The sequence below is a fragment of the Stutzerimonas stutzeri genome, assembly GCF_024448695.1.
Taxonomy (GTDB): domain Bacteria; phylum Pseudomonadota; class Gammaproteobacteria; order Pseudomonadales; family Pseudomonadaceae; genus Stutzerimonas; species Stutzerimonas stutzeri_T.
Genome location: NZ_JAMOHY010000014.1, coordinates 56,387 through 76,925 on the forward strand (window position 1 = coordinate 56,387; position 20,539 = coordinate 76,925).

The 20,539-nt window shown below is 63.5% G+C and carries 17 protein-coding genes; 11 read left to right on the forward strand and 6 right to left on the reverse strand.

All coding sequences use genetic code 11. The annotated features are described in order from the left end of the window. Positions 1-97: 97 nt before the first annotated feature. Positions 98-2,827, reverse strand: a complete 2,730-nt coding sequence (locus NAV32_RS11885) for a cation-transporting P-type ATPase (RefSeq protein WP_256053011.1) — start codon at positions 2,825-2,827, stop codon at positions 98-100. A gap of 216 nt (positions 2,828-3,043) precedes the next feature. On the opposite strand from NAV32_RS11885, the gene xerD reads away from it, so the two are divergent. Continuing rightward, complete coding sequence (xerD, locus tag NAV32_RS11890; RefSeq protein WP_256053012.1) at positions 3,044-3,940, forward strand: site-specific tyrosine recombinase XerD; 897 nt, start codon at positions 3,044-3,046, stop codon at positions 3,938-3,940. 129 nt (positions 3,941-4,069) lie between these two features. Here xerD and mksF read toward each other — a convergent pair whose 3' ends face one another. From mksF to mksB, 3 genes are all read right to left on the reverse strand, one after another. After that, positions 4,070-6,901: an Mks condensin complex protein MksF gene (mksF, locus tag NAV32_RS11895; protein WP_256053013.1), complete on the reverse strand. Its 2,832-nt coding sequence runs from the start codon at positions 6,899-6,901 to the stop codon at positions 4,070-4,072. Beyond that, the gene (gene mksE / locus NAV32_RS11900) at positions 6,898-7,599 is read right to left on the reverse strand and encodes an Mks condensin complex protein MksE (protein WP_256053014.1); all 702 of its coding nucleotides are present in this window, start codon (positions 7,597-7,599) and stop codon (positions 6,898-6,900) included. Before mksE ends, mksF begins: the two co-directional genes overlap by 4 nt. Positions 7,600-7,818: 219 nt before the next feature. Then, positions 7,819-9,060, reverse strand: coding sequence for an Mks condensin complex protein MksB (mksB, locus tag NAV32_RS11905; protein ID WP_256053015.1), 1,242 nt, complete (start codon positions 9,058-9,060; stop codon positions 7,819-7,821). A 355-nt stretch (positions 9,061-9,415) separates the two neighbouring features. On the opposite strand from mksB, the gene NAV32_RS11910 reads away from it, so the two are divergent. The 5 genes from NAV32_RS11910 to rimI all read left to right on the forward strand — a co-directional run bounded on the left by NAV32_RS11910 (position 9,416) and on the right by rimI (position 14,885). Then, positions 9,416-10,513 carry a carboxynorspermidine decarboxylase gene (locus tag NAV32_RS11910; protein ID WP_256053016.1) on the forward strand — a complete coding sequence of 366 codons (1,098 nt, stop codon included), beginning with the start codon at positions 9,416-9,418 and terminating at the stop codon, positions 10,511-10,513. A 27-nt stretch (positions 10,514-10,540) separates the two neighbouring features. Then, positions 10,541-11,779 (forward strand): saccharopine dehydrogenase family protein, encoded by a 1,239-nt coding sequence (locus NAV32_RS11915; protein WP_256053017.1) that lies wholly within the window; start codon positions 10,541-10,543, stop codon positions 11,777-11,779. Between the two features lie 318 nt (positions 11,780-12,097). After that, complete coding sequence (locus NAV32_RS11920) at positions 12,098-13,642, forward strand: 2-isopropylmalate synthase (protein WP_256053018.1); 1,545 nt, start codon at positions 12,098-12,100, stop codon at positions 13,640-13,642. Continuing rightward, on the forward strand, positions 13,639-14,436 hold the full coding sequence (locus NAV32_RS11925; RefSeq protein WP_256053019.1) for an energy transducer TonB: 798 nt from the start codon (positions 13,639-13,641) through the stop codon (positions 14,434-14,436). The genes NAV32_RS11920 and NAV32_RS11925 overlap by 4 nt, the downstream gene beginning before the upstream one ends. Then, a complete protein-coding gene (rimI, locus tag NAV32_RS11930) occupies positions 14,433-14,885 on the forward strand; it encodes a ribosomal protein S18-alanine N-acetyltransferase (RefSeq protein ID WP_256053020.1) in 453 nt (150 codons plus the stop codon). The genes NAV32_RS11925 and rimI overlap by 4 nt, the downstream gene beginning before the upstream one ends. A 51-nt stretch (positions 14,886-14,936) precedes the next feature. Here rimI and NAV32_RS11935 read toward each other — a convergent pair whose 3' ends face one another. Continuing rightward, positions 14,937-15,515 carry a hypothetical protein gene (locus NAV32_RS11935; RefSeq protein WP_256053021.1) on the reverse strand — a complete coding sequence of 193 codons (579 nt, stop codon included), beginning with the start codon at positions 15,513-15,515 and terminating at the stop codon, positions 14,937-14,939. 136 nt (positions 15,516-15,651) lie between these two features. Between NAV32_RS11935 and otsB the strand changes: the two genes are divergently transcribed. The 4 genes from otsB to NAV32_RS11955 all read left to right on the forward strand — a co-directional run bounded on the left by otsB (position 15,652) and on the right by NAV32_RS11955 (position 19,547). Beyond that, entirely contained in the window at positions 15,652-16,446 is a 795-nt protein-coding gene (gene otsB, locus NAV32_RS11940) for a trehalose-phosphatase (RefSeq protein WP_256053022.1), read from the forward strand. Continuing rightward, the gene (gene otsA, locus NAV32_RS11945) at positions 16,443-17,852 is read left to right on the forward strand and encodes an alpha,alpha-trehalose-phosphate synthase (UDP-forming) (protein ID WP_256053023.1); all 1,410 of its coding nucleotides are present in this window, start codon (positions 16,443-16,445) and stop codon (positions 17,850-17,852) included. The genes otsB and otsA overlap by 4 nt, the downstream gene beginning before the upstream one ends. A gap of 136 nt (positions 17,853-17,988) precedes the next feature. Beyond that, complete coding sequence (gene can / locus NAV32_RS11950) at positions 17,989-18,636, forward strand: carbonate dehydratase (protein ID WP_256053024.1); 648 nt, start codon at positions 17,989-17,991, stop codon at positions 18,634-18,636. Beyond that, positions 18,636-19,547 (forward strand): DMT family transporter, encoded by a 912-nt coding sequence (locus tag NAV32_RS11955; RefSeq protein ID WP_256053025.1) that lies wholly within the window; start codon positions 18,636-18,638, stop codon positions 19,545-19,547. The genes can and NAV32_RS11955 overlap by 1 nt, the downstream gene beginning before the upstream one ends. 22 nt (positions 19,548-19,569) lie before the next feature. Here NAV32_RS11955 and NAV32_RS11960 read toward each other — a convergent pair whose 3' ends face one another. Next, entirely contained in the window at positions 19,570-19,872 is a 303-nt protein-coding gene (locus tag NAV32_RS11960) for a putative quinol monooxygenase (RefSeq protein WP_256053026.1), read from the reverse strand. A 55-nt stretch (positions 19,873-19,927) separates the two neighbouring features. On the opposite strand from NAV32_RS11960, the gene NAV32_RS11965 reads away from it, so the two are divergent. Then, on the forward strand, positions 19,928-20,332 hold the full coding sequence (locus NAV32_RS11965) for a VOC family protein (protein WP_256053027.1): 405 nt from the start codon (positions 19,928-19,930) through the stop codon (positions 20,330-20,332). Positions 20,333-20,539: the final 207 nt, after the last annotated feature.

Here is a 20,539-nt window from a genome sequence, read left to right on the forward strand (position 1 = left end):
CCTCCGGCCTGTGTAGCCGGTACTGATGGCATTTACATGTCGCGGCTGCTCGGGGAGCGATGCAGCCGCCTCGTTTCAGGGCTTGCGGGCCTTGTTGCTACACCTGCGAAAAGCGAGCGGCGAGCGGCGTACGGCGAATCACCAGCTTCTCGAGTTCGGCTACGCAAAACACCAGCAGGCCGGCGCCAAGCACTTTCAGCCACTCCAGCGGCGACAGGCCGGTGGAGCCGAACAGCCCCTGCATCACCGGGGCGTAGGTAAAGGTCAGTTGCAGCACGATGCAGGTGGCGATGGCCATCAGCACATAACGATTGCCGGTCAGGCCGGCGCGGTTGGTCACCGGGGCGAAGATCGAGCGACTGTTGAGCAGGTAGAACATCTCGGCCATGACCACGGCATTGACTGCCAGGGTGCGCGCGGTGTCCAGATCGCCACTGCTGTTCATTTCCCAGAGAAACAGGCCCAGGGCGCCGGTCATCATCAACAGCGACACCATCAGCACGCGCCAGACGAAAAAGCCCGAGAGCAGTGCCTGCCCGGGCGGGCGCGGAAGGCGGGTCATGATGCCGCGCTCGGCGGGCTCGAAGGCCAGCGCCAGGCCGAGGGTGCTGGAGGTCACCATGTTGATCCACAGTACCTGCGCAGGGGTCAGCGGCAGGGTCAGCTCGAAGAGGATGGCGGCGATGATCACCAGTGCTTCGCCGCCGTTGGTGGGCAACATGAAGAGGATGAATTTCTTCAGATTGTCGTAGACCGCACGCCCCTCGCGCACGGCTGCAGCGATGGTGGCGAAATTGTCGTCGGCCAGTACCATGTCGGACGCTTCCTTGGCCGCCTCGGTGCCTTTCAGGCCCATGGCGACGCCGACATCGGCACGCTTGAGTGCGGGGGCATCGTTCACGCCGTCACCGGTCATCGCCACCACGTGCCCGGAGTCCTGCAGTGCCTGCACCAGACGCAGCTTGTGCTCGGGGCTGGCGCGGGCAAATACATCGACCTGCTGGACCGCCTGACGCAGGCTGGCGTCATCCATCAGGGCCACCTCGGCGCCAGTGATGGCGGGCTTGCCGACACCGATGTCGAGGGCGGCACCAATGGCCCGTGCCGTCTCGGCATGATCGCCGGTGATCATCTTCACGCGAATGCCGGCCAGGTGGCAGTCGTTCACGGCTGCAATGGCTTCCTCGCGTGGCGGATCGATGATGCCCACCAGGGCCAGCAGGCAGTAGCCGTCCTGCATGTCGTCCATGCCGAGAGGGCCGTGGACCGGTTGTGCGCGTTTGAAGCCCAAGGCCAGCAGGCGCAGCCCGCGGGCAGCAATATCAGTGGCCATGCGCCGCCAGTAATCGGGGTCCAGTGGCTGCTCGCCCTGGTTGCCAAGCTGGCTGGCGCACATGTCCATGACGCGTTCGGGCGCGCCCTTGACGAAAATCCAGGGCTCGCCGTCGCTGTCATGGTGATGGGTCGCCATGAAGCAGTGTTGGGACTCGAAGGGGATGGAATCCAGGCGTGGCCAGGCAGCCTCGGCGAGATGCTGGGTGAAACCGGTCTTGCCTCCGAGCACCAGCAGCGCGCCCTCGGTGGGATCGCCGTCGATGCGCCATTGCCCGGCTTCCTCGTGCAGGCGCGCATCGTTGCACAGCACGCCGCTGCGAATCGCCAGCGCCAGCGGGGGGTAATGCTCGGGGTCGATCAGGCGGCCATCGAGGCTGCACTCACCCAGGGGGGCATAGCCGACGCCGCTCACCTCGAAGCGGTGTTCAGCGCAGACCACGCGCTGCACGGTCATCTCGTTGCGGGTCAGGGTGCCGGTCTTGTCCGAACAGATCACGGTGACCGAGCCCAGGGTTTCCACTGCCGGCAGACGGCGGATGATGGCGTTGCGCTGGGCCATGCGCTGTACGCCCAGGGCGAGGGTGACGGTCATGATCGCCGGTAGCCCTTCGGGGATCGCCGAGGCGGCCAGTGCCACGGCCATCATGAACATGTCCGCTGCCGGATGGCCACGCCACAGGGTGCCCAGCACGAAGGTGGCGACGCACATGGCAAGGATGATCAGGGCCAGGATGCGCCCGAAGCCGTCTACCTGGCGCAGCAGCGGCGTGGCGAGCTGGCGGATGCCGCTGAGCATCTGGTTGATCTTGCCGAGTTCGGTGGCAGCGCCGGTAGCGACGACGATGCCGGCGGCCTGGCCGAACACTACCAGCGTGCCGGAGTAGGCCATGCCGTAGCGGTCCCCCAGGGCTGCGTTGTCGGCGACCGCTGCGACATGCTTTTCAACCGGCAGGGATTCACCGGTCAGGGGGGCCTCGTCGACCCGCAGTTCCTTCACCGAAACCAGGCGCAGATCGGCTGGGACACGATCCCCCGAAGCCAGCAGCACGCGGTCGCCGGGCACCAGATCGATGGCGTCGATCTGCCGCCGAGTACCTTCGCGGATCACCGTGGCATGGGTGGAGAGCATCGCGCGAATGGCATCGAGCGCGGCCTCGGCCTTGCCTTCCTGGATAAAGCCGATGATCGCGTTGATCACGACGGCGGCCAGCAGCACGCCGGTATCGACCCAGTGACCCAGCGCAGCGGTGACCACCGCGCTGCCGAGAATCACGTAAAGCAGGATGTTGTGGAACTGCGCCAGCAGGCGCATCAACGGGCCTCGCGTCTTCGCCGGCGCCAGACGGTTCGCACCATACAGCCCGAGCCGTGCGGCGGCCTCGGCCTCGCTCAGGCCTCTGGCAGCCGTCTGCAGCCGTTGCTCGACCTCGACCGCCTCCAGTGTGTGCCAGTCCGGTTGGGGCTGTACGCCGGCGTCTGTACGGTCGGTCATCGGGCACCTCTGGTTTCTGAGCGCAGCCGCTTCGACTGCCAGGCTTTATCAGCCTAGCCAAGTCACGCCCGGGAAGGTTGATATCAAACAGGAAAGGCGTGGCTTGAAGATGGCAATTGCCTCTGGTTTTGTAACAAAAAACACCGCTGGCCTGGCGACTGGCAGGGGGAGAGGCCCTGTGAAAGACTAGGCACCTCATTCAGCCGATAGTTGCCCATGCCCGCACTTGATGACCCTGTGATCGACCGCTTCCTCGATGCCCTGTGGCTGGAAAAGGGCCTGTCGGACAATACCCGTGCCGCTTATCGCAGCGACCTGGCGTTGTTCAACGGCTGGCTCGACGAGCGCGGTGTGCGGCTGGTGGAGGCAGGCCGCGAGGTGATTCTTGATCATCTTGCCTGGCGGCTGGCCAACGACTACAAGGCGCGCTCGACCGCACGCTTGCTGTCGGGGTTGCGCGGGTTTTATCGGTTTCTGTTGCGCGAGGGGGCGATTGCGGTCGATCCGACCCTGCGCGTTGAAATGCCGCGTCTTGGTCGTCCACTGCCCAAGGCTCTTTCCGAGGCGGATGTGGAAGCCCTGCTGGCCGCGCCGGATACCGGCGATCCGCTGGGCCTGCGTGATCGCGCCATGCTGGAAGTGCTTTATGCCAGCGGGTTGCGCGTGACTGAGCTGATCAGTCTGCGTCTTGAGCAGATCAACCCACGCCAGGGCGTGCTGCGCACCTTCGGCAAGGGCAACAAGGAGCGGCTGGTGCCGCTGGGTGATGAGGCCATGCACTGGCTGGAGCGCTACCTGCGCCAGGGGCGTGGACTGCTGCTGGGCGACAAGGTCAGCGATGTGGTGTTTCCCAGCCTGCGCGGCGACCAGATGACGCGCCAGACCTTCTGGCACCGGATCAAGCTGCACGCCAGGACGGCAGGGGTCGCCTCATCGATCTCGCCGCACACGCTGCGTCATGCCTTCGCCACACACTTGCTCAACCACGGCGCGGACCTGCGCACCGTGCAGCTGCTGCTTGGTCATGCCGACCTGTCCACCACGCAGATCTACACCCATATCGCCCGTGCGCGACTGCAGGAACTGCACGCGAAGCATCACCCGCGCGGGTGATATGCAGGGTGCGGTGGGAGCGGATTTGGCCGCGATCTTTGTTCTTCTGCTCCATACATGAGGGCTGTCGCTAAGAGCTTCGCGGACAAGTCCGCTCCTACAAAAGCGCTTTGCATCGGTCCGATGCGTTCAGGCGGGCTCGCCGATGACCGCCGATTTCTGGCTTGTTGAGACTGATGCTTCCCGGCGCTCGATGAATTTCCAGTCCGCCTCGTCGATATAGATGCCGGAGGGTCCGCTGCCGCCTTCCAGGTCGATGGCCACGTGCGCCGAGACCTGAGGCTTCACCGAGGCGAGAATCGGCACGAAGCCCAGCTGCAGGCTGGTTTCGATCAGCGCCTGCTGGTTGCGCTCGTCGATGTCCGCCGCCTCGTCGAGGTAGTAGGGCAGGCGGATGCGCCCGGCCTGCTCGCGGTCCATCAGGTGCAGCAGCAGGTACATGTTGGTCAGCGCCTTGATGGTCATGGTGGTGCCGTTGGACGCCGCGCCGTCGATGTCGGTGTGGATCACCGGCTGACCGCCGACCTTGGTGATTTCGAACGCCAATTCGAACAGGTCCTTCAGGCCCAGTTGGTTGTTGTTCGCCGCCACCAGCCGCGCCAGGTACTCCTTGGCTTCCTCGTTCTTCGCATCCTGCTCGACCGATTGCGAGAGGTCGAACACCGACAGCGTTTCGCCTTCCTCGTACTGGCCGGCGCTGTGGATGATCTGGTCGATGTGCTTGAGCGCATCCTTGTTCGGCGCCAGCACGATGCGGAAGCTCGCCAGGTTGGAAACCTGGCGCTTGTTGATCTCGCGATTGAACAGCGCGAGCTGGTGTTCCAGGCTCTCGTAGTCGCTGCGGATATTGCGCAGCGTCCGGGCGATGTCGGTGACCGCGGCGCGACGGGCCTTGGCCAGGGTCAGCGCCTCGTCCTGGCGATGGGCGTAGGCGTTGACCAAGAGCTGCAGGCGGCGCTCGGGATCTTCCTCGCTGTCGAACTTGGCCACGCCTTTCAGGCGCACCTGGGCATACAGCGCCTCGATCTGGCCATCGACGCGCTGCAGCGCCTGCCAGCTGTCCTGGTAGTCGTTGAGCAGCGGCAGCAGGTTGTCCAGCGAGTCGTCCACCGGGTCCATGAACGGCGTGCCGAACGGCAGGTTGGCCGGCAGCAGCTGGCGACGACGTAGGGCGTCTTCCAGCGTGCGCTCCTTGGCTTCCAGGTCGGCTAGCTGACGGCCGACCAGCTGCAGCTTGGCGGACAGGTGCTGCACGCGCTCGGCGAAGGCGTCACTGGTGCGCTTGAGTTCTTCCTGGGCGGCTTCGGCCTGGGCCAGCTGTTCCAGCTTGGCCGGCTCCTCGGCGGCCAAAGTCTGGCTGCGGCGGAAGTCTTCCAGCGCTTTCTGCGCATCGAGTACGGCCTGATACAGCGCCTCGGCCTGGGCCTTGCTCGCGGCGCGGTCGACGGCCACCGCATGCTGGGTCTTGAGCTGCTTGAGTTCGCGTTCGAGGCGGTCCTTCTGGTCACGCAGGGCGGCACGGTCGGCCAGTGCCTGCAGGGCCGGCGGCTCGATCTGCGAAAGGTCGATGGACAAGCCGGGTACGGAGAAGGTGTCGCCCTTGAAGCGATCCAGCACCACCTCCACGGCCTTGACCCAGTCATCGCCTTCGGCAGTGATGCCTTTTTCGCCTAGCGGCAGGCTGAACAGCTGGCCATTGAACAGGCGCATCAGGCGGTCGACGTCGGCCTGGGAGAATTCCTCGCGCAGCCGCGAGTAGCTGTTGTTGTCGGCGTGATCGAGCTGCTGCTTGACCGACTTCAGACGCTTCTCCAGATCGCGCAGGCGCTCATCCAGATCCTCGCTGGAGAACTGCCGCGACTGCGCCAGCGCACCGGCCAGCTCGTCGTGGGCGTCCTTGGCGGCGAGCAGCTGCTGCTCCAGCACGCGGGCGTCCTCGACCAGGGCAAAGCGGTTCTTCAACACCGCCAGCTCGCCGAGCCAGCGCTGGGCTTCGCTGATCTCGCGTTCCAGGCGCATCAGCTCGGACGTGCTGCCGCGCTGCTCGTGCTGCAGGCCATCCTGCTCGCGGCGGTAGTGCTCGGCCTGGATCACCAGCTCTTCCTTGCGCGCATCGGCGTAGTCGTGCCAGGTGCCCAGCAGGTTGTCGAGCAGCGGCGAGAGGCGATGCAGCTTGCCGCGCAGCAGCTCGCGCTGGGCTACGCCAGCGGCCAGGGCCTCGACCAGCGGGCCGGCGGCCACCAGCGCCTGGTAGTCCTGCTCCATGCGGCGCACGTCGCGGAAAGCTTCCTCGGTAGCGGCGATGTAGTCGACGCTGCCCGAGCGCAGGCTGTGTTCGAAGGCGTCGAGGAACAGCTGCTTCAATTTGGCAGCCGTGATCTCCCTCATATGCAGCAGGTTGATAAACAGCGCGCGGAAGGTCTTCAGGCTCTGCTCGCTGGTCGAGCGCAGCGGGATCAGCGTCATGTCCAGCGGAATCGAGGTATGCCCGCCGACCAGCAGCCGGCGCAGCTCATCCGGCTTGGCCTCGTAGGCCTTGATGCCGGCACGTTCGAGGTTGGCGAACAGCTCGCGCTGGCGCAGGCAGGTGCCGTTCTGCTGGTAATGATCCAGATCCAGCGCACCCTGGTAGACGAAGAACTGGTGACCGAAACCGCCGCCGGGGCCGCGCCCGGCCACACCGATCACATGCGGGCCGTGGGGCAGCATCACCTCGACGAGGATGTAGCTGGTGTCGCTGGCGAAATAGAACTTGCGCGACTGCTCCAGGCTGTACTTGCCGAAGCTCATGTCCGACATGCGCGCCAGGATCGGGAACTGCAGCGCGTTGATCGAGGCCGACTTGCCGAGGTTGTTGGCGCCATAGACCGACAGCGGGTTCTCCAGCGGGAAGATGCCGAGGCTGTAGCCGGCGGTGTTCAGCAGGGCGAAGCGGCGGATGCCGTAGCGTTCCTGGCTCATGCTTCAAGCTCCTTTTCAGCGGCGATGGCGCGAGCCAGGGCGTCTTCTTCGGATTCTTCGGTGGGGTCTTCGGTGGGTTCGTCGATGAGGATGATTTCGTCCTCGTCTTCTTCCTCGGCAATCAGCTGCGGCGTCGGCAGCGGCAGGTCGCTGCTGTGCAGGCTGGCGGCCAGATCCCGGTCCTGCTGCACCGACAGGCAGACATCGAGGAAGCGATGCATCGGCGGCAGGAAGCGGTAGACGCCGTTGCTGTCCTCGGCGAAGCCCAGCTGCGTCAGGCGGCGGATGACTTTCTCTTCCAGTTCTTCCTGGGTGGTGACTTCGGCCTGCAGGAACAGGTCGCGGTACTTGTCCAGCAACGCCGGCAGTTCATCGCGACCGAGGCTGCCACCGTCGAGCACGGCCAGCGGGTCGCGGCCCTGGTCCGCCAGGTGCTCGACGAGGATGAAGGTGAACAGCGCCAGGCGCTGGGCGGTCTTGTTCACCTGCGCGCCCATCTGCTCGGGGACGAAGTAGTAGAAGCCGCGCGGATCGCAGACCAGCTCGAAGCCGAGCGCCTTGAACAGTGCGCGGTACTGGTCCTGCATGTTCGACAGCTGCGCGTAGGGCTCCGGCTCGCTGCGCGACAGGTGATAGCCCTTGAACAGCTCGCGGAAGATCGGCGCCAGCTGGGTCATTTCCTTGAGGTCTATGTTCATAGATATGGCTCTGTCATCGTACGGATGGCCGTCCCGTGGAAAACGGCGAAGCTGTTTCCACCTTGTGGTTCGGTGCGTTTAAAGGTGGACAAGCTTCGCGTTGTCCACCCTACGTCAGGTTTGGCCGCCAAGGTGGGGGTGGCCGTAGGGTGGTAGGCCGCCCCGTGGAAAACTGCGAAGCATTTTCCACCGAGCAAGGCCAGTAGCCGGTTGAATGGGTTAGCCATTGGCATTGCCCACCAGCGCAAAGGAACTGAGGCTGACGCGGTGTTCGCGGGTCAGGTACTCGCGGCGCTCCAGACGGTCGCGCTGGAAGCGGGCGTCGCGGGACAGGCGCGAGAACCAGTAGAGCAGCTCGTCGGTGGCGCCCTCGGGTTCCTGCTCCAGCAGCCAGGCCATCAGGTCCGGCAACGGCAGTGCCTGCTGGCAGCGCTCGATCATCTCGCGTGCGGTGCGCGGTGCGCGTGGCAGTTCGCCCTTGCGCTTGGCGCTGGCCTTAGGGAACTGCGCCGGCTTCGGCTCGAAGCGGGCCAGCGCGTAGACGTAGGCCTCGACCTGGCTGGCGGTGCCGAGAAAGGTGGTCTGCGGACGAGTGAACAACGGCAGCGATGCTTGCGGTACGGCGTCCAGGCCTTTCTTGCGGATCGCCGACAACGCCAGCGCCGCACCGCGGGTCACGGCGTTGTGCCGGCGCGCTTCCTCGCGCAGTGGCAGCAACAGTTCGCGGGCCTTGCGCAGGGTCAATTGGGCGGTGGTCTGCATTTCGAGGATGCGAGCATGGGTGCGCACGAGCAGATCGTCGTCCACCAGCTGGCCGAGGCGCTGCTGCTCGCCGAGCAACTTCATCAGTACCTGCTCGACGCGGTGCACGCCCTGCTCGAAGGCGCCGTCGGCGGAGACCAGCTGGATCATCGGCTCGACGTACTCGTCCCAGGTCGCCAGCACCTCGGCATAACGCTGGCGCAGCGGGATCTGGCGGTCGCTGGTCTTGGCCCGGTCGGCCACGGCGACCAGTGCCTGCTCGTCGTTGTCGAGTTTCTTCAGCACGTCGCGTACGCGCATGTCGAGCAGGCGCAGCTGGCGGGCCAGGTCGTTGCCGTCGCGAATCTCGAAGGCATCAAGGATATGCCCGGCCAGGCGCTCCAGATGGCGCAGGTAGGCTTCGATCTCCAGGCACAGGCCGAGGCGGTGCTCGCGCCGCAGGTAGGCGAGGAAGTCGTGGATCTGCGCGTTCAGCTCGAAGCGGTTGGGGCTCTTGGCCACCGGCACCAGGATGTCCAGGCGAATCCACTGGTCGAGCAGGGCGGTGATATCGGTGGGCGTGCCTTCGGGCAATTGCGCGGCGAGCTGATGACGCAGCTCAACCAGACTCAGGGTGCCGGCATCGAAGCGCTCGCACAGTGGTTCGAGCAGGGTCCAGTGTTCGGCAAGGGCACGCAGTACGCGCTTGGGTTCGATCATCGAGGCGCCGGTTCCAGCCAGTGAAAAAAGCGCGAATTGTACTGCATTGACGCGCGTGTATAGGCGATCAGACGATCGGTTGCCGTTCGCAGTTGTGGCAAATGTGGGCGCAGTCACCGGTTTGTCATCAGGGCCGGGTTAGCTGTCCTGCGCGGGCTCTTAGGGCCGAACGTGTTCGGCCTTGGCGGAATCGGTGGCCGAATGAATTTGACCCTACAGACGCGCGGCGACGCATTCTGTCAGAAGAAATGCGTCGATGGCCTTTCGATATGCCGCGATTGTCGGCAGAATCCGCCCTTTTGCAAACGGGGAGCCGCCAGCTTCCTGCCAGGCGACCTCGTATGGGCACTTCTAAATGATCAAGACGCCGTATTACCTCATCGACAAACAGAAGCTCTTGGGCAACCTGGAGAAGATCGCCTACGTGCGCGAACACTCCGGAGCCAAGGCGCTGCTGGCGCTGAAGTGCTTCGCCACCTGGTCAGTGTTCGATCTGATGCAGCAGTACATGGACGGCACCACCTCGTCGTCGCTCTATGAGCTCAAGCTGGGTCGGCAGAAGTTCGCCGGCGAGACCCACGCCTACAGCGTGGCCTGGGCCGACGACGAGATCGACGAGATGGTCGCCAACTGCGACAAGATCATCTTCAACTCCATCGGTCAGCTGCAGCGTTTCGAGGCGGCCACCGAAGGCACCATTCGCGGCTTGCGCGTCAATCCGCAGGTGAGCAGCTCGGACTATCTGCTGGCCGATCCGGCGCGTCCGTTCAGTCGTCTGGGCGAGCATGATCCGGCGAAGATCGAGGCGGTGATCGGCAAGATCAGTGGCTTCATGTTCCACAACAACTGTGAGAACTCCAGCTTCGAGCTGTTCGACCAGATGCTGACCACCATCGAGGAGCGCTTCGGCCACCTGCTGGAAAAGGTCGAGTGGGTCAGCCTCGGCGGCGGTATCCACTTCACGGGCGAGGGCTATCCGCTCGATGCCTTCTGCGCACGCCTGAAAGCCTTCTCGGAAAAATTTGGTGTGCAGGTCTACCTGGAGCCCGGCGAAGCGGCGATTACCATGAGTGCGTCGCTGGAAGTGACGGTGCTCGACACCCTGTACAACGGCAAGAATCTCGCAGTGGTGGACAGCTCCATCGAGGCACACATGCTCGATCTGCTGATTTATCGCCTGAACGCCAAGATGGCGCCCTTGGACGGTGAGCACAGCTACATGGTGTGCGGCAAATCCTGTCTGGCCGGCGACATCTTCGGCGAGTATCAATTCGATCGTCCGCTGGCCATCGGCGATCGTCTGTCGTTCATCGACGCAGCGGGTTACACCATGGTCAAGAAAAACTGGTTCAACGGCCTGAAAATGCCGTCCATCGTGGTGAAGCAACTCGACGGCAGCGTCGAGGTGGTTCGGGAATTCAACTTTGAGGATTACCTGTCCAGCCTCTCGTAGGTGGCAGGGTAAGGAGAGTTAAAAAAATTGAAGAAGAACGTTCTTATCATTGGTGCAGGAGGTGTCGCCAAGGTGGTGGCCCATAAGTGCGCGCAGCACAACGACGAACTCGGTCGTATTGCTATCGCGTCGCGCAGCATCTCCAAATGCCAGGCCATCATTGATAGCGTACAGGCCAAGGGCAGCCTCAAACAGCCCGCCGAAATCAGGGCCTACGCCCTGGACGCCCTGGACGTGGAAGCGACCAAGGCGCTGATCCGCGAGACCGAATCGCAGATCGTCATCAACGTTGGCTCCGCCTTTCTCAACATGTCGGTGCTGCGCGCCTGCATGGACACCGGTGCCGCGTATCTGGATACCGCGATCCACGAAGAGCCGGGCAAGATCTGTGAAACACCGCCGTGGTATGGCAACTACGAGTGGAAGCACCTGGCCGAGTGCCAGGAGAAGGGCGTCACTGCCATTCTCGGCGTCGGTTTCGATCCGGGCGTGGTCAACGCCTACGCTGCCCTGGCGCAGCAGGAATACTTCGACAAGATCGAGTCAATCGACATTCTCGACGTCAACGCCGGTTCCCACGGCAAGTATTTCGCCACCAATTTCGACCCGGAAATCAATTTCCGCGAATTCACCGGTCAGGTTTACAGCTGGCAGAACAGCCAGTGGACGACCAATCGCATGTTCGAGGTCAAACGCACCGACGACCTGCCGGTCGTGGGCGAACAGAGTCTCTACCTGACCGGCCACGACGAGGTGCACTCGCTCTCCAAGCACCTCGATGTACCGAACATCCGCTTCTGGATGAGCTTCGGCGAGCACTACATCAACGTCTTTACGGTGCTGAAGAACCTCGGCCTGCTCTCCGAGCAGCCGGTGCGCACCGCCGAAGGCCTGGAAGTGGTACCGCTCAAGGTGGTCAAGGCCGTGCTGCCTGATCCCGCCTCGCTGGCGCCGGGCTACACCGGCAAGACCTGCATTGGCGATCTGATCAAGGGCACGAAGGATGGCCAGCCGCGCGAGCTGTTCATCTACAACGTCGCCGACCACGAAGAAGCCTATGCCGAGACCGACAGCCAGGGCATCTCCTACACCGCCGGCGTACCGCCGGTTGCCGCTGCGCTGCTGGTGGCGCGTGGCGAGTGGGATGCGCAGCGCATGGTCAACGTCGAAGAGCTACCGGCCCAGCCGTTCCTCAAGCTGCTTGATGTGATGGGCCTGCCCACGCGGATCAAGGATGAGCGCGGCGACCGGGCCTGGGATCAGTAAGCCAGCGACACGTTGCACGCAAGAACGAAAGGCCCCGCTGCTCTGGCAGCGGGGCCTTTTGCTTTGTCGGTGATGTGGCGGTGGATGTAAAAAGCGACATCCACCCTACAGGCCAAAGTGGGCGTTTGTAGGGTGGAAAACCGCGAAGCGTTTTCCACCAGCGTTCCCCGTCGGTGGAAAAGCCTTCGGCGTTTTCCACCCTACGCGGCAACAACCCACACCAAACGCAGCTTCGCCTTCCCGCTTTGTTCATTTCACGCGACAATCTGTGGACTACAGCGCCCCATGAGAGGCGTCCGGCAGCCGTGAGGATTTCCTATGAGCAGCAACGACCGCGTCATCATCTTCGACACCACCCTGCGCGACGGCGAGCAGAGCCCCGGCGCGTCCATGACCGGTGAGGAAAAGCTGCGCATCGCCCGGGCGCTGGAGCGGCTGAAGGTGGACGTGATCGAGGCGGGCTTCGCCATCGCCAGCCCGGGTGATTTCGCCGGGGTGAAGCTGGTCGCTGACAACATCAAGGACAGCACCGTGTGCAGCCTGGCGCGCGCCATCGATGCCGACATCGAACGTGCTGCCGAAGCGCTGGCCGGCGCCAACTCCGGGCGCATCCACACCTTTATCGCTACCAGCCCGATCCACATGCAGTACAAGCTGCGCATGCAGCCGGATCAGGTGGTCGAGCAGGCCGTGCGTGCGGTGAAGAAGGCGCGCAGCCTGTGTGCTGATGTGGAATTCTCCTGCGAAGACGCCGGGCGCTCGGAGATCGATTTTCTCTGCCGCATCATCGAGGCTGCTATCGACGCTGGCGCGCGCACCATCAACATCCCGGACACCGTCGGCTACGCCATCCCGCACCAGTACGCTGAAACCATCCGCCAGCTGCTCGAACGCATCCCCAACGCCGACAAGGCAGTGTTTTCCGTGCACTGTCACAACGACCTGGGCCTGGCCGTGGCCAACTCGCTGGCTGCCGTGGTCGCCGGCGCGCGGCAGGTGGAATGCACCATCAACGGCCTCGGCGAGCGCGCCGGTAACGCCGCGCTGGAAGAGATCGTCATGGCGATCAAGACCCGCCAGGACCTGCTCGACGTGCACACGCGCATCGAGACCGAGCACATCCTGGCGGCCTCGCGCCTCGTGTCGGGCATCACCGGCTTCCCAGTGCAGCCGAACAAGGCCATCGTCGGTGCCAACGCCTTCGCCCATGAGTCGGGCATCCACCAGGACGGCGTGCTCAAGCACCGCGAAACCTACGAAATCATGTCCGCCCAGTCGGTCGGCTGGAATGCCAACAAGATGGTCATGGGCAAACACTCCGGGCGTGCTGCATTCCGTTCACGCCTGGACGAGCTGGGCATCGTGCTCGACGGCGACGAGCTGAATGCCGCCTTCGCCCGCTTCAAGGAACTGGCGGACAAGAAGCACGAGATTTTCGACGAAGACCTACAAGCCCTGGTCTCCGACACCCTGGCCGATGAAGCACCCGAGCATTTCAAGCTGGCCAGCCTGGAAGTCGCTAGCAAGACCGGCACGGTCCCGCAAGCCAAGCTGGTGCTTAGTGTCGACGGTGCCGAGCGCAGCGCCGAAGCCCAGGGTTCCGGTCCGGTCGATGCCACCTTCAAGGCCATCGAGAGCATCGCTGCGTCCGGCGCCACCTTGCAGCTGTACTCGGTCAACGCCATCACCCAGGGCACCGATTCCCAGGGTGAAGTCACCGTGCGGCTGGAGAAGGGCGGGCGCATCGTCAATGGCAATGGTGCTGACACCGATATCGTCGTCGCCTCGGCCAAGGCCTATCTCAACGCGCTGAACCTGATGCAGGTCGGTGCCAAGGCGCATCCGCAGGTGGAAGGCGTTTGATCAGCGAAGCCCGGCGTCGCGCCTACCTCGACGCGATGCAGGTGGCCAGCTGGCTGCCGCGCACAGAGTTGCCCTTCGCCGCGCCATCACGACTGGAGCTGCTGTTGCCGCAAGCCGAGGCGGAAGAGCTGCGCGAACCTGCTGTACCTGCTGAGCGCCTTGTGCAGCCAGCGCCGGTCACAGCCCCGGCAGAAGCTCCTGTCGTGCGTCCCGAAGTGCCACGCCCGCGTATCGCCATGCCGGAGCCGAAAAAGCCCGAGCCGGTCATTGCTGCTGAGGACATTCCGGCGCAGGCCAGGCCCATTACGCCGCCGCCACGTTTCGCCCTGCAGTTGCTGCGTGCCGGCAGCGTGTTGCTGGTGGTTGAGCTGCCGACCGGCGAATCCTTCCAGAGCCGCGATCCGGCCTACATCCTGCTCAAGGATCTGCTGCGCGCCGCTCGTCTGCCGGACAAACCGCAGCAGGTGGGTGATGGCGAGCCGATTCGCTGGCCGCTGCTGCACAAGGGCAGCCTTGATCAGGGTGCGGACGCTGCGCGCGATTACGTCCAGGGCGTGATGGTTGCAGAGCTTGAAAACATGGGTTGTGACTGCATCTGGCTGATCGGTCTGCCGGCGCTGCGTCATGCCGGAGAAGTGGACGAAGAGGCCTGCTATGGCGAAGTGGCTATCGAAGGCCTCGGCCACGCCCTGGCCATCCCCGGTCTGGAACACCTGATGGAGCAGCCGGCCAGCAAGGCCGAGCTGTGGAAGGCCCTGCGCCGCAGCATGCCACGCTGGAAGATTGGTTCATGAGTGATGCCGTCAGTTTCCGCCCGATGACCGCGGCGGATATCGATGCCGTAGTGAAGATCGAATACGCCGCCTTCAGCCATCCCTGGACGCGCGGCATTTTCACCGACGCCCTGTCAGCCTACGAATGCTGGGTCATGTTCGAGGGTGATCAGCAGGTCGGCCACGGCGTGATCAACGTGATCCTCGATGAGGCGCACCTGCTCAATATCACCGTCAAGCCGCAGAGCCAGGGGCGCGGGCTGGGTTTGCGCCTGCTGGAACACCTCATGGCGCGGGCCGGCGAGCGCGGCGGGCGCGAGTGCTTCCTCGAGGTGCGCGCCAGCAATGGGTCGGCCTACCGTCTCTACGAGCGCTACGGGTTCAACGAAGTAGGCCGGCGCCGGGACTATTACCCGGCAGCGGAAGGGCGCGAAGACGCGCTGGTGATGGCCTGCACCTTGCTGGATTGATTCGGTCCGGATTACGCCTTCGGCTAATCCAGGCTACGGCCTACAGGTTTTTCATGATCCGGCTGGCTTGTCCCGTCCTGAGTCCAGCGGGGCGTCGCCTTCCAGTTCCTCGTCGGAGAGGATGTCCGGGTCTTCTTCCAGCAGTTCCTCTTCCAGCAGATCGTTGTCATCCTGCAATACGGCACTGCCGCCGCTGAGACCGGTATCGGGGTCGCCATCGGCGGGGCCGTCCCAGGGTTTGCCGTCAAGTGGGGCGCGTCGCGCCTGTTCGGCTTCGTCCAGTCCCACGTCGGCACCGATCTCATGTTCGGATACCACGCTCAGGTCTTGGTCAGCGGGTCCGCCGTGGCCGTGTTCGCGAGGTGAGCGGGCGCCGTCCTCGGCAATCAGCGTTTCCGGTGTCAGGTCGTCCATGGTGGCGTCGCTGTCGGGCACTTCGCCGGCGGTCATCCCGGCTTCGGCAGCGCGCTCCGGCGGGAACTCGTCTTCCACCTGCTCGGCTGGCACCTCGTCGCCGATGCGGCCCTTGCGTTCGTCCCGGCGCTGGTCGAAATCCAGCTGCTCCATGGAACCCATGCGGTCTTCGGTATCGTCGATTTCCGTGGGCGTGTAGGGCTTGCGATCGTTCATGGCAACCTCCTGCGTGAATGGCCGGTCTTGCAGGTTGTGACTGGGCGCGCGGGCGAAGATTCCACCTCGCCGCTGGCCGGTTCGGTTTGTGCTACAGATCAGCGAACCACCTGGGGTCATCGGGAGTCTAGGGAGCATGGACAAACAAAATGATCGGCCCGAAACAGACGTCCGGCGCTGTGCCTTTTTCTTCGATGTGGACGGAACGCTGGCGCACATACAGCCCCGTCCCGAACTCGTATTCATTCCACCCCGCGCGCGTGCGGCGCTGGAACAGCTGCATGTCGGCGGCATTCCAGTCGCGGTCATTTCCGGACGCCCGCTGAGTCAGCTCGACGCACTGTTTGCGCCCCTGCGGCTGCCGGCGGCGGGCATACACGGCGCTGAGCGGCGCACGGCAGATGGGCAGTTGCAGGGCATGGCCCTGGACACTGCGCTGTTTCATGGCATCGAAGAGGCGCTGGTTCGCGCCTGTGCCGGGTATCCCGGTCTTAGGCTGGAAAACAAGGGAGTGGCCTTTGCCCTGCACTTTCGCCAGGCGCCCGAGCTGGAAGAAACGGCTCGCACACTGGCCGAGGACTTTGCCAAACGCTACGCCGACGTACTGGCCTTGCAGCCGGGCAAGTGCGTGTTCGAGCTCAAACCACGCGGTGCCAGCAAGGGCGAGGTGATCCGCGCATTCATGCAGGAGACGCCTTTTATCGGGCGCATGCCGATATTCATTGGCGATGACCGCACCGATGAAACCGGCTTCGAGGCCGTCAACCAGCTGGGCGGACTCAGCATCAAAGTGGGCGGCGGCGAGACGCTGGCCACGCAGCGACTGGATTCGGTGGATGCCGTAGGTGCCTGGCTTGGCACGCTGCTCGACAGGCTGGATGTTCTGCCGGAACACAACAATAAAACAGACCGAAGCGAGAGCGCCCCATGAGCCGACTGATAGTGGTTTCCAACCGGGTGGCGCCGATCAAGGCGGGCAAGGCCGCTGCCGGCGGGCTTGCGGTAGGTGTGTACGATGCGCTGCGCCAGACGGGCGGTATCTGGTTTGGCTGGAGCGGAGAAATCAGCAGCACACCGCAGACCCATACCGAAACCATCGGAGATATCACCTACGTCACACTGGGCCTGACCCGGCAGGATTACGACCAGTATTACCGCGGCTTCTCCAACGCCACGCTCTGGCCGATCTTCCATTACCGCATCGATCTGGCTCGCTACAGTCGCCAGGAATACGATGGCTATCGGCGGGTCAACGCCGTGCTCGCGGCAAAGCTCAAGCCCCTGCTCAAACCCGACGACATCATCTGGATTCACGACTACCACCTGATTCCCTTTGCCGAAGAATGCCGCCGCCTGGGCATTCGCAACCGCATCGGCTTCTTCCTGCACATCCCCTTTCCGCCGCCGGAAATCCTCACGGTCATTCCGCCGCATAATGAGCTGCTGAAGACGCTGTGCTTCTACGATCTCATCGGTTTCCAGACCGAAACCGACCGCTTGGCCTTCCAGGACTACATGACCCGGGAAGTGCGCGGCATCCTCGAAGCGGATGGCAGCCTGACCGCCTATGGGCAGAATTTCCGTGCGGGGGTCTATCCCATCGGTGTGGTGCCGGCTGAAATCCAGGACCTGGCCGAGTCCTCCAAGGGCCGTCGGCGGCCCATGCGGCGCATCACGGATATCGCCCGCAAGAAGATCATCAGCGTGGATCGGCTGGATTATTCCAAGGGCCTGGTGGAGCGCTTCAAGGCCTATGAGGCCTTGTTTGACCGATTCCCCGAGCATCGTCGGGGGGTCGAATTCATCCAGATCGCGCCCACCTCCCGCTCCGACGTCAAAACCTACCAGCACATCCGCCAGCAGCTGGAAAGCGAAGCGGGGCATATCAACGGTCGGTTGTCGGACCTCGACTGGACACCCCTGCATTACCTCAACAAGAGCCATGACCGTCGCGTGCTGATGGGGCTTTTTCGTGATGCGGATATCGGTTTCGTCACGCCGCTGCGTGACGGGATGAACCTGGTCGCCAAGGAATATGTGGCCTCGCAGGACCCCGAAGACCCCGGCGTGCTGGTGCTGTCGCGCTTTGCCGGTGCTGCCCGCGAGCTGACCTCGGCGCTGATCGTCAACCCTTATGACTGCATCGGCATGGCCGAAGCCCTGGACCGTGCCCTGCGTATGCCGCTTACAGAGCGCAAGGACCGCTACGAGCACATGATGCGCACCATCCGCGCGGCAGATCTGGATGCCTGGCGCGACACCTTTCTGCGTGATCTGCGCGCCTTTTCCTCAAGGCCCAGTACACAGGTTCTGCCGAGTCCGTTGTTCAGCGTCTGATTGGAGGGCGTTCCCGTTTCGTCACGGTGTGCAGCGAAACGGGAACAGTCCAGGGTGTGACGCTGCGCACTGTACGCTTGTCAAAACGCCGACCGGTTCGTAACGTGCGTGTCGGAATGAAAGGGCAGGGCAGTCAATGAGCGACAACCTTCAACAACTATTTGAGAACAACGCGCGCTGGGCTGAAGCCATCAACGAAGAGGATCCGACCTTTTTCAGCAAACTGGCCAAGCAGCAGGTGCCGGAATACCTCTGGATCGGCTGCTCCGATGCGCGGGTGCCGGCCAACGAGATCGTCGGCCTGCTGCCGGGCGACCTGTTTGTCCATCGTAACGTCGCCAACGTCGTGCTGCATACCGATCTCAACTGCCTCTCGGTCATCCAGTACGCCGTCGATGTACTCAAGGTCAAGCACATCCTGGTCACTGGCCACTATGGTTGCGGCGGCGTGCGCGCCTCCATGCGCGACGACCAGCTGGGCCTGATCGACGGCTGGCTGCGCACCATTCGCGACCTTTACTACGAGCACCGCGACCACATCGCCAGCTTTCCCACCGAGGAAGCCCAGGTTGATCGCATGTGCGAGCTCAATGTCATCCAGCAGGTGGCCAACGTCAGCCATACCAGCATCGTCCAGAACGCCTGGCATCGTGGCCAGCCGCTGTCGGTCCATGGTTGCATCTACGGCATCAAGGACGGCATCTGGAAGGATCTTAACGTCACCATCAGCGGCCCGGAACAATTGCCCCCGCAATACCGCCTCCGTCCGCGTCGCCCGGTCTGATGAGCGAGAGTCGCGCATGGGCCTTTGCCGGCCTGCTGCTTGCCGTGCTGTGCTGGAGTGGCAATGCCCTGGTGGCGCGCGCCTTTCATGAAGATATCCCGCCGCTGAGCCTGTCATTCTGGCGCTGGTCACTGGCGACATGTCTCTTGCTGCCCTTCGTGGTGCGCTCGATCTGGACTCATCGCCAGACCCTGCGCGCCGCCGGCTGGCGTCTGCCCATCGTCGCGGCACTCGGCATCGCCAGCTACAACACGCTGCTGTATTCCGCTGCGCAAAGCACTGAAGCCATCAACCTCACGCTGCTCAACACCTGCCTGCCGCTGTTCGCCTTTCTCGGCGCCGGCCTGCTGCTGGGTGAATGGCCGGCCCGCCGCGCCTGGTTCGGCATGGCGATTGCCGCCGCGGGCCTGCTCTATCTGATCAGTCGAGGCAGCTGGGAGGCCTTCGTCAGTCTGTCGTTCCAGAAGGGCGACCTGCTGATGCTCACGGCGGTGCTGGCCTGGACGCTCTACACCTTGCTGTTGCGGCGCTGGGCGACTTTTCTGCTGGTGCCGGCACTGACATTGCTGGGGGTGCTGATGCTGATCGGCTTACCACTGATCCTGCCGTTCTACCTGTACGAGTTCAGCCAGATCGGCGGTTTCGCGCCCACCCCCGGCAATCTTGCCGCCGTCGCCTATACCGCCGTCTTCGCCTCGCTGGTGGCCTACCTGGCCTGGAACCACGGCGTGCGCGTCATTGGCGCGCCGAAGGCCGCCATGACCACCTACCTGATGCCCGTCTTCACCGCGATCATCGGCTGGCTGGTGCTGGGCGAGGTGCTGCAGGTATTCCACTGGGTTGGTGGCGGTCTGATCTTTAGCGGGCTGTTGCTGGCCACGCGCAGCGCGACGGGCAATGCTGCTCGCTGAGAGCGCCGCCTTTCGCACGCTGTCAGCGCTTGTTGTTACCGCACACCATGCGGCCCTTCATGGCCTCCTGCTTGACGATGAACTTACTCAGCTGCGGGCGGCTCTGCAGATAGTGCCCGGTGGTCTTGTGATGCGCGAAAGCCGCCTCGTCGCGGTACAGCTCATAGAGATACACAAGGTCGGGATCAATCAGATCCTGGATCACGTCGAATACCAAGCAGTCCGGCTCGTCCTGCACCGAGGCGGCAGCATTGACACGCATGGCCTCCATGAACGGATCGAACGTACCCGGCGCGAGTTGGGTTTTCAGGATCAGACAGTACATGAGCACTCCGTTTTGTTTTAAGGTAAGTGCTCGATTGTATACAAGGAATAACAAGATGCCACAGCGTCCCGGCCGCCTCAACGGCCTGCGTCATCTGGCGCTCACCGTGCCGAACCTCGAAGAATGCGAACGTTTCTACGTCGATGTGCTGGGCATGGAAGTGCTCAACCGCGCCAGCAAGGACCTCGTCTACCTGACGTGCGGCAATGACAACCTCTCCCTGGGCCGTGCCTCGGAAAAAAGCAGCGGCGTTCAGGCGATGGATCATTACGGCTTCATCGTCGATAGCCTGGATGAACTGCACGCCTGGTACGAATACCTGAAAGCCCAAGGTGTGACCCTGCTGGACCGCCCCTTCGCTCACAGCGATGGTGCGCACAGCTTTCATGTGCTTGACCCCGCCGGAAACACTGTCCAGCCGCTTTATCATCCGGCGATATCGGGACAGCGTTTGCGTTGAGACGAGATAGCGTCAGGTGCGCTTGCTGAAAGCCGCTCTATCCAGCGCGCCGCATGAGTCGCCTCAACGGCAGATGCCCAGTCACAATCTGTTTGCAACCGGCATGTTTATTGGCTGGCAGTGCCAGTGCGGAAATGACGCTTCGCGCGGATGTTGTGACGCCGTCACGCGTGGCACATACCGAGGCACAGACTAAACAACAGGCAC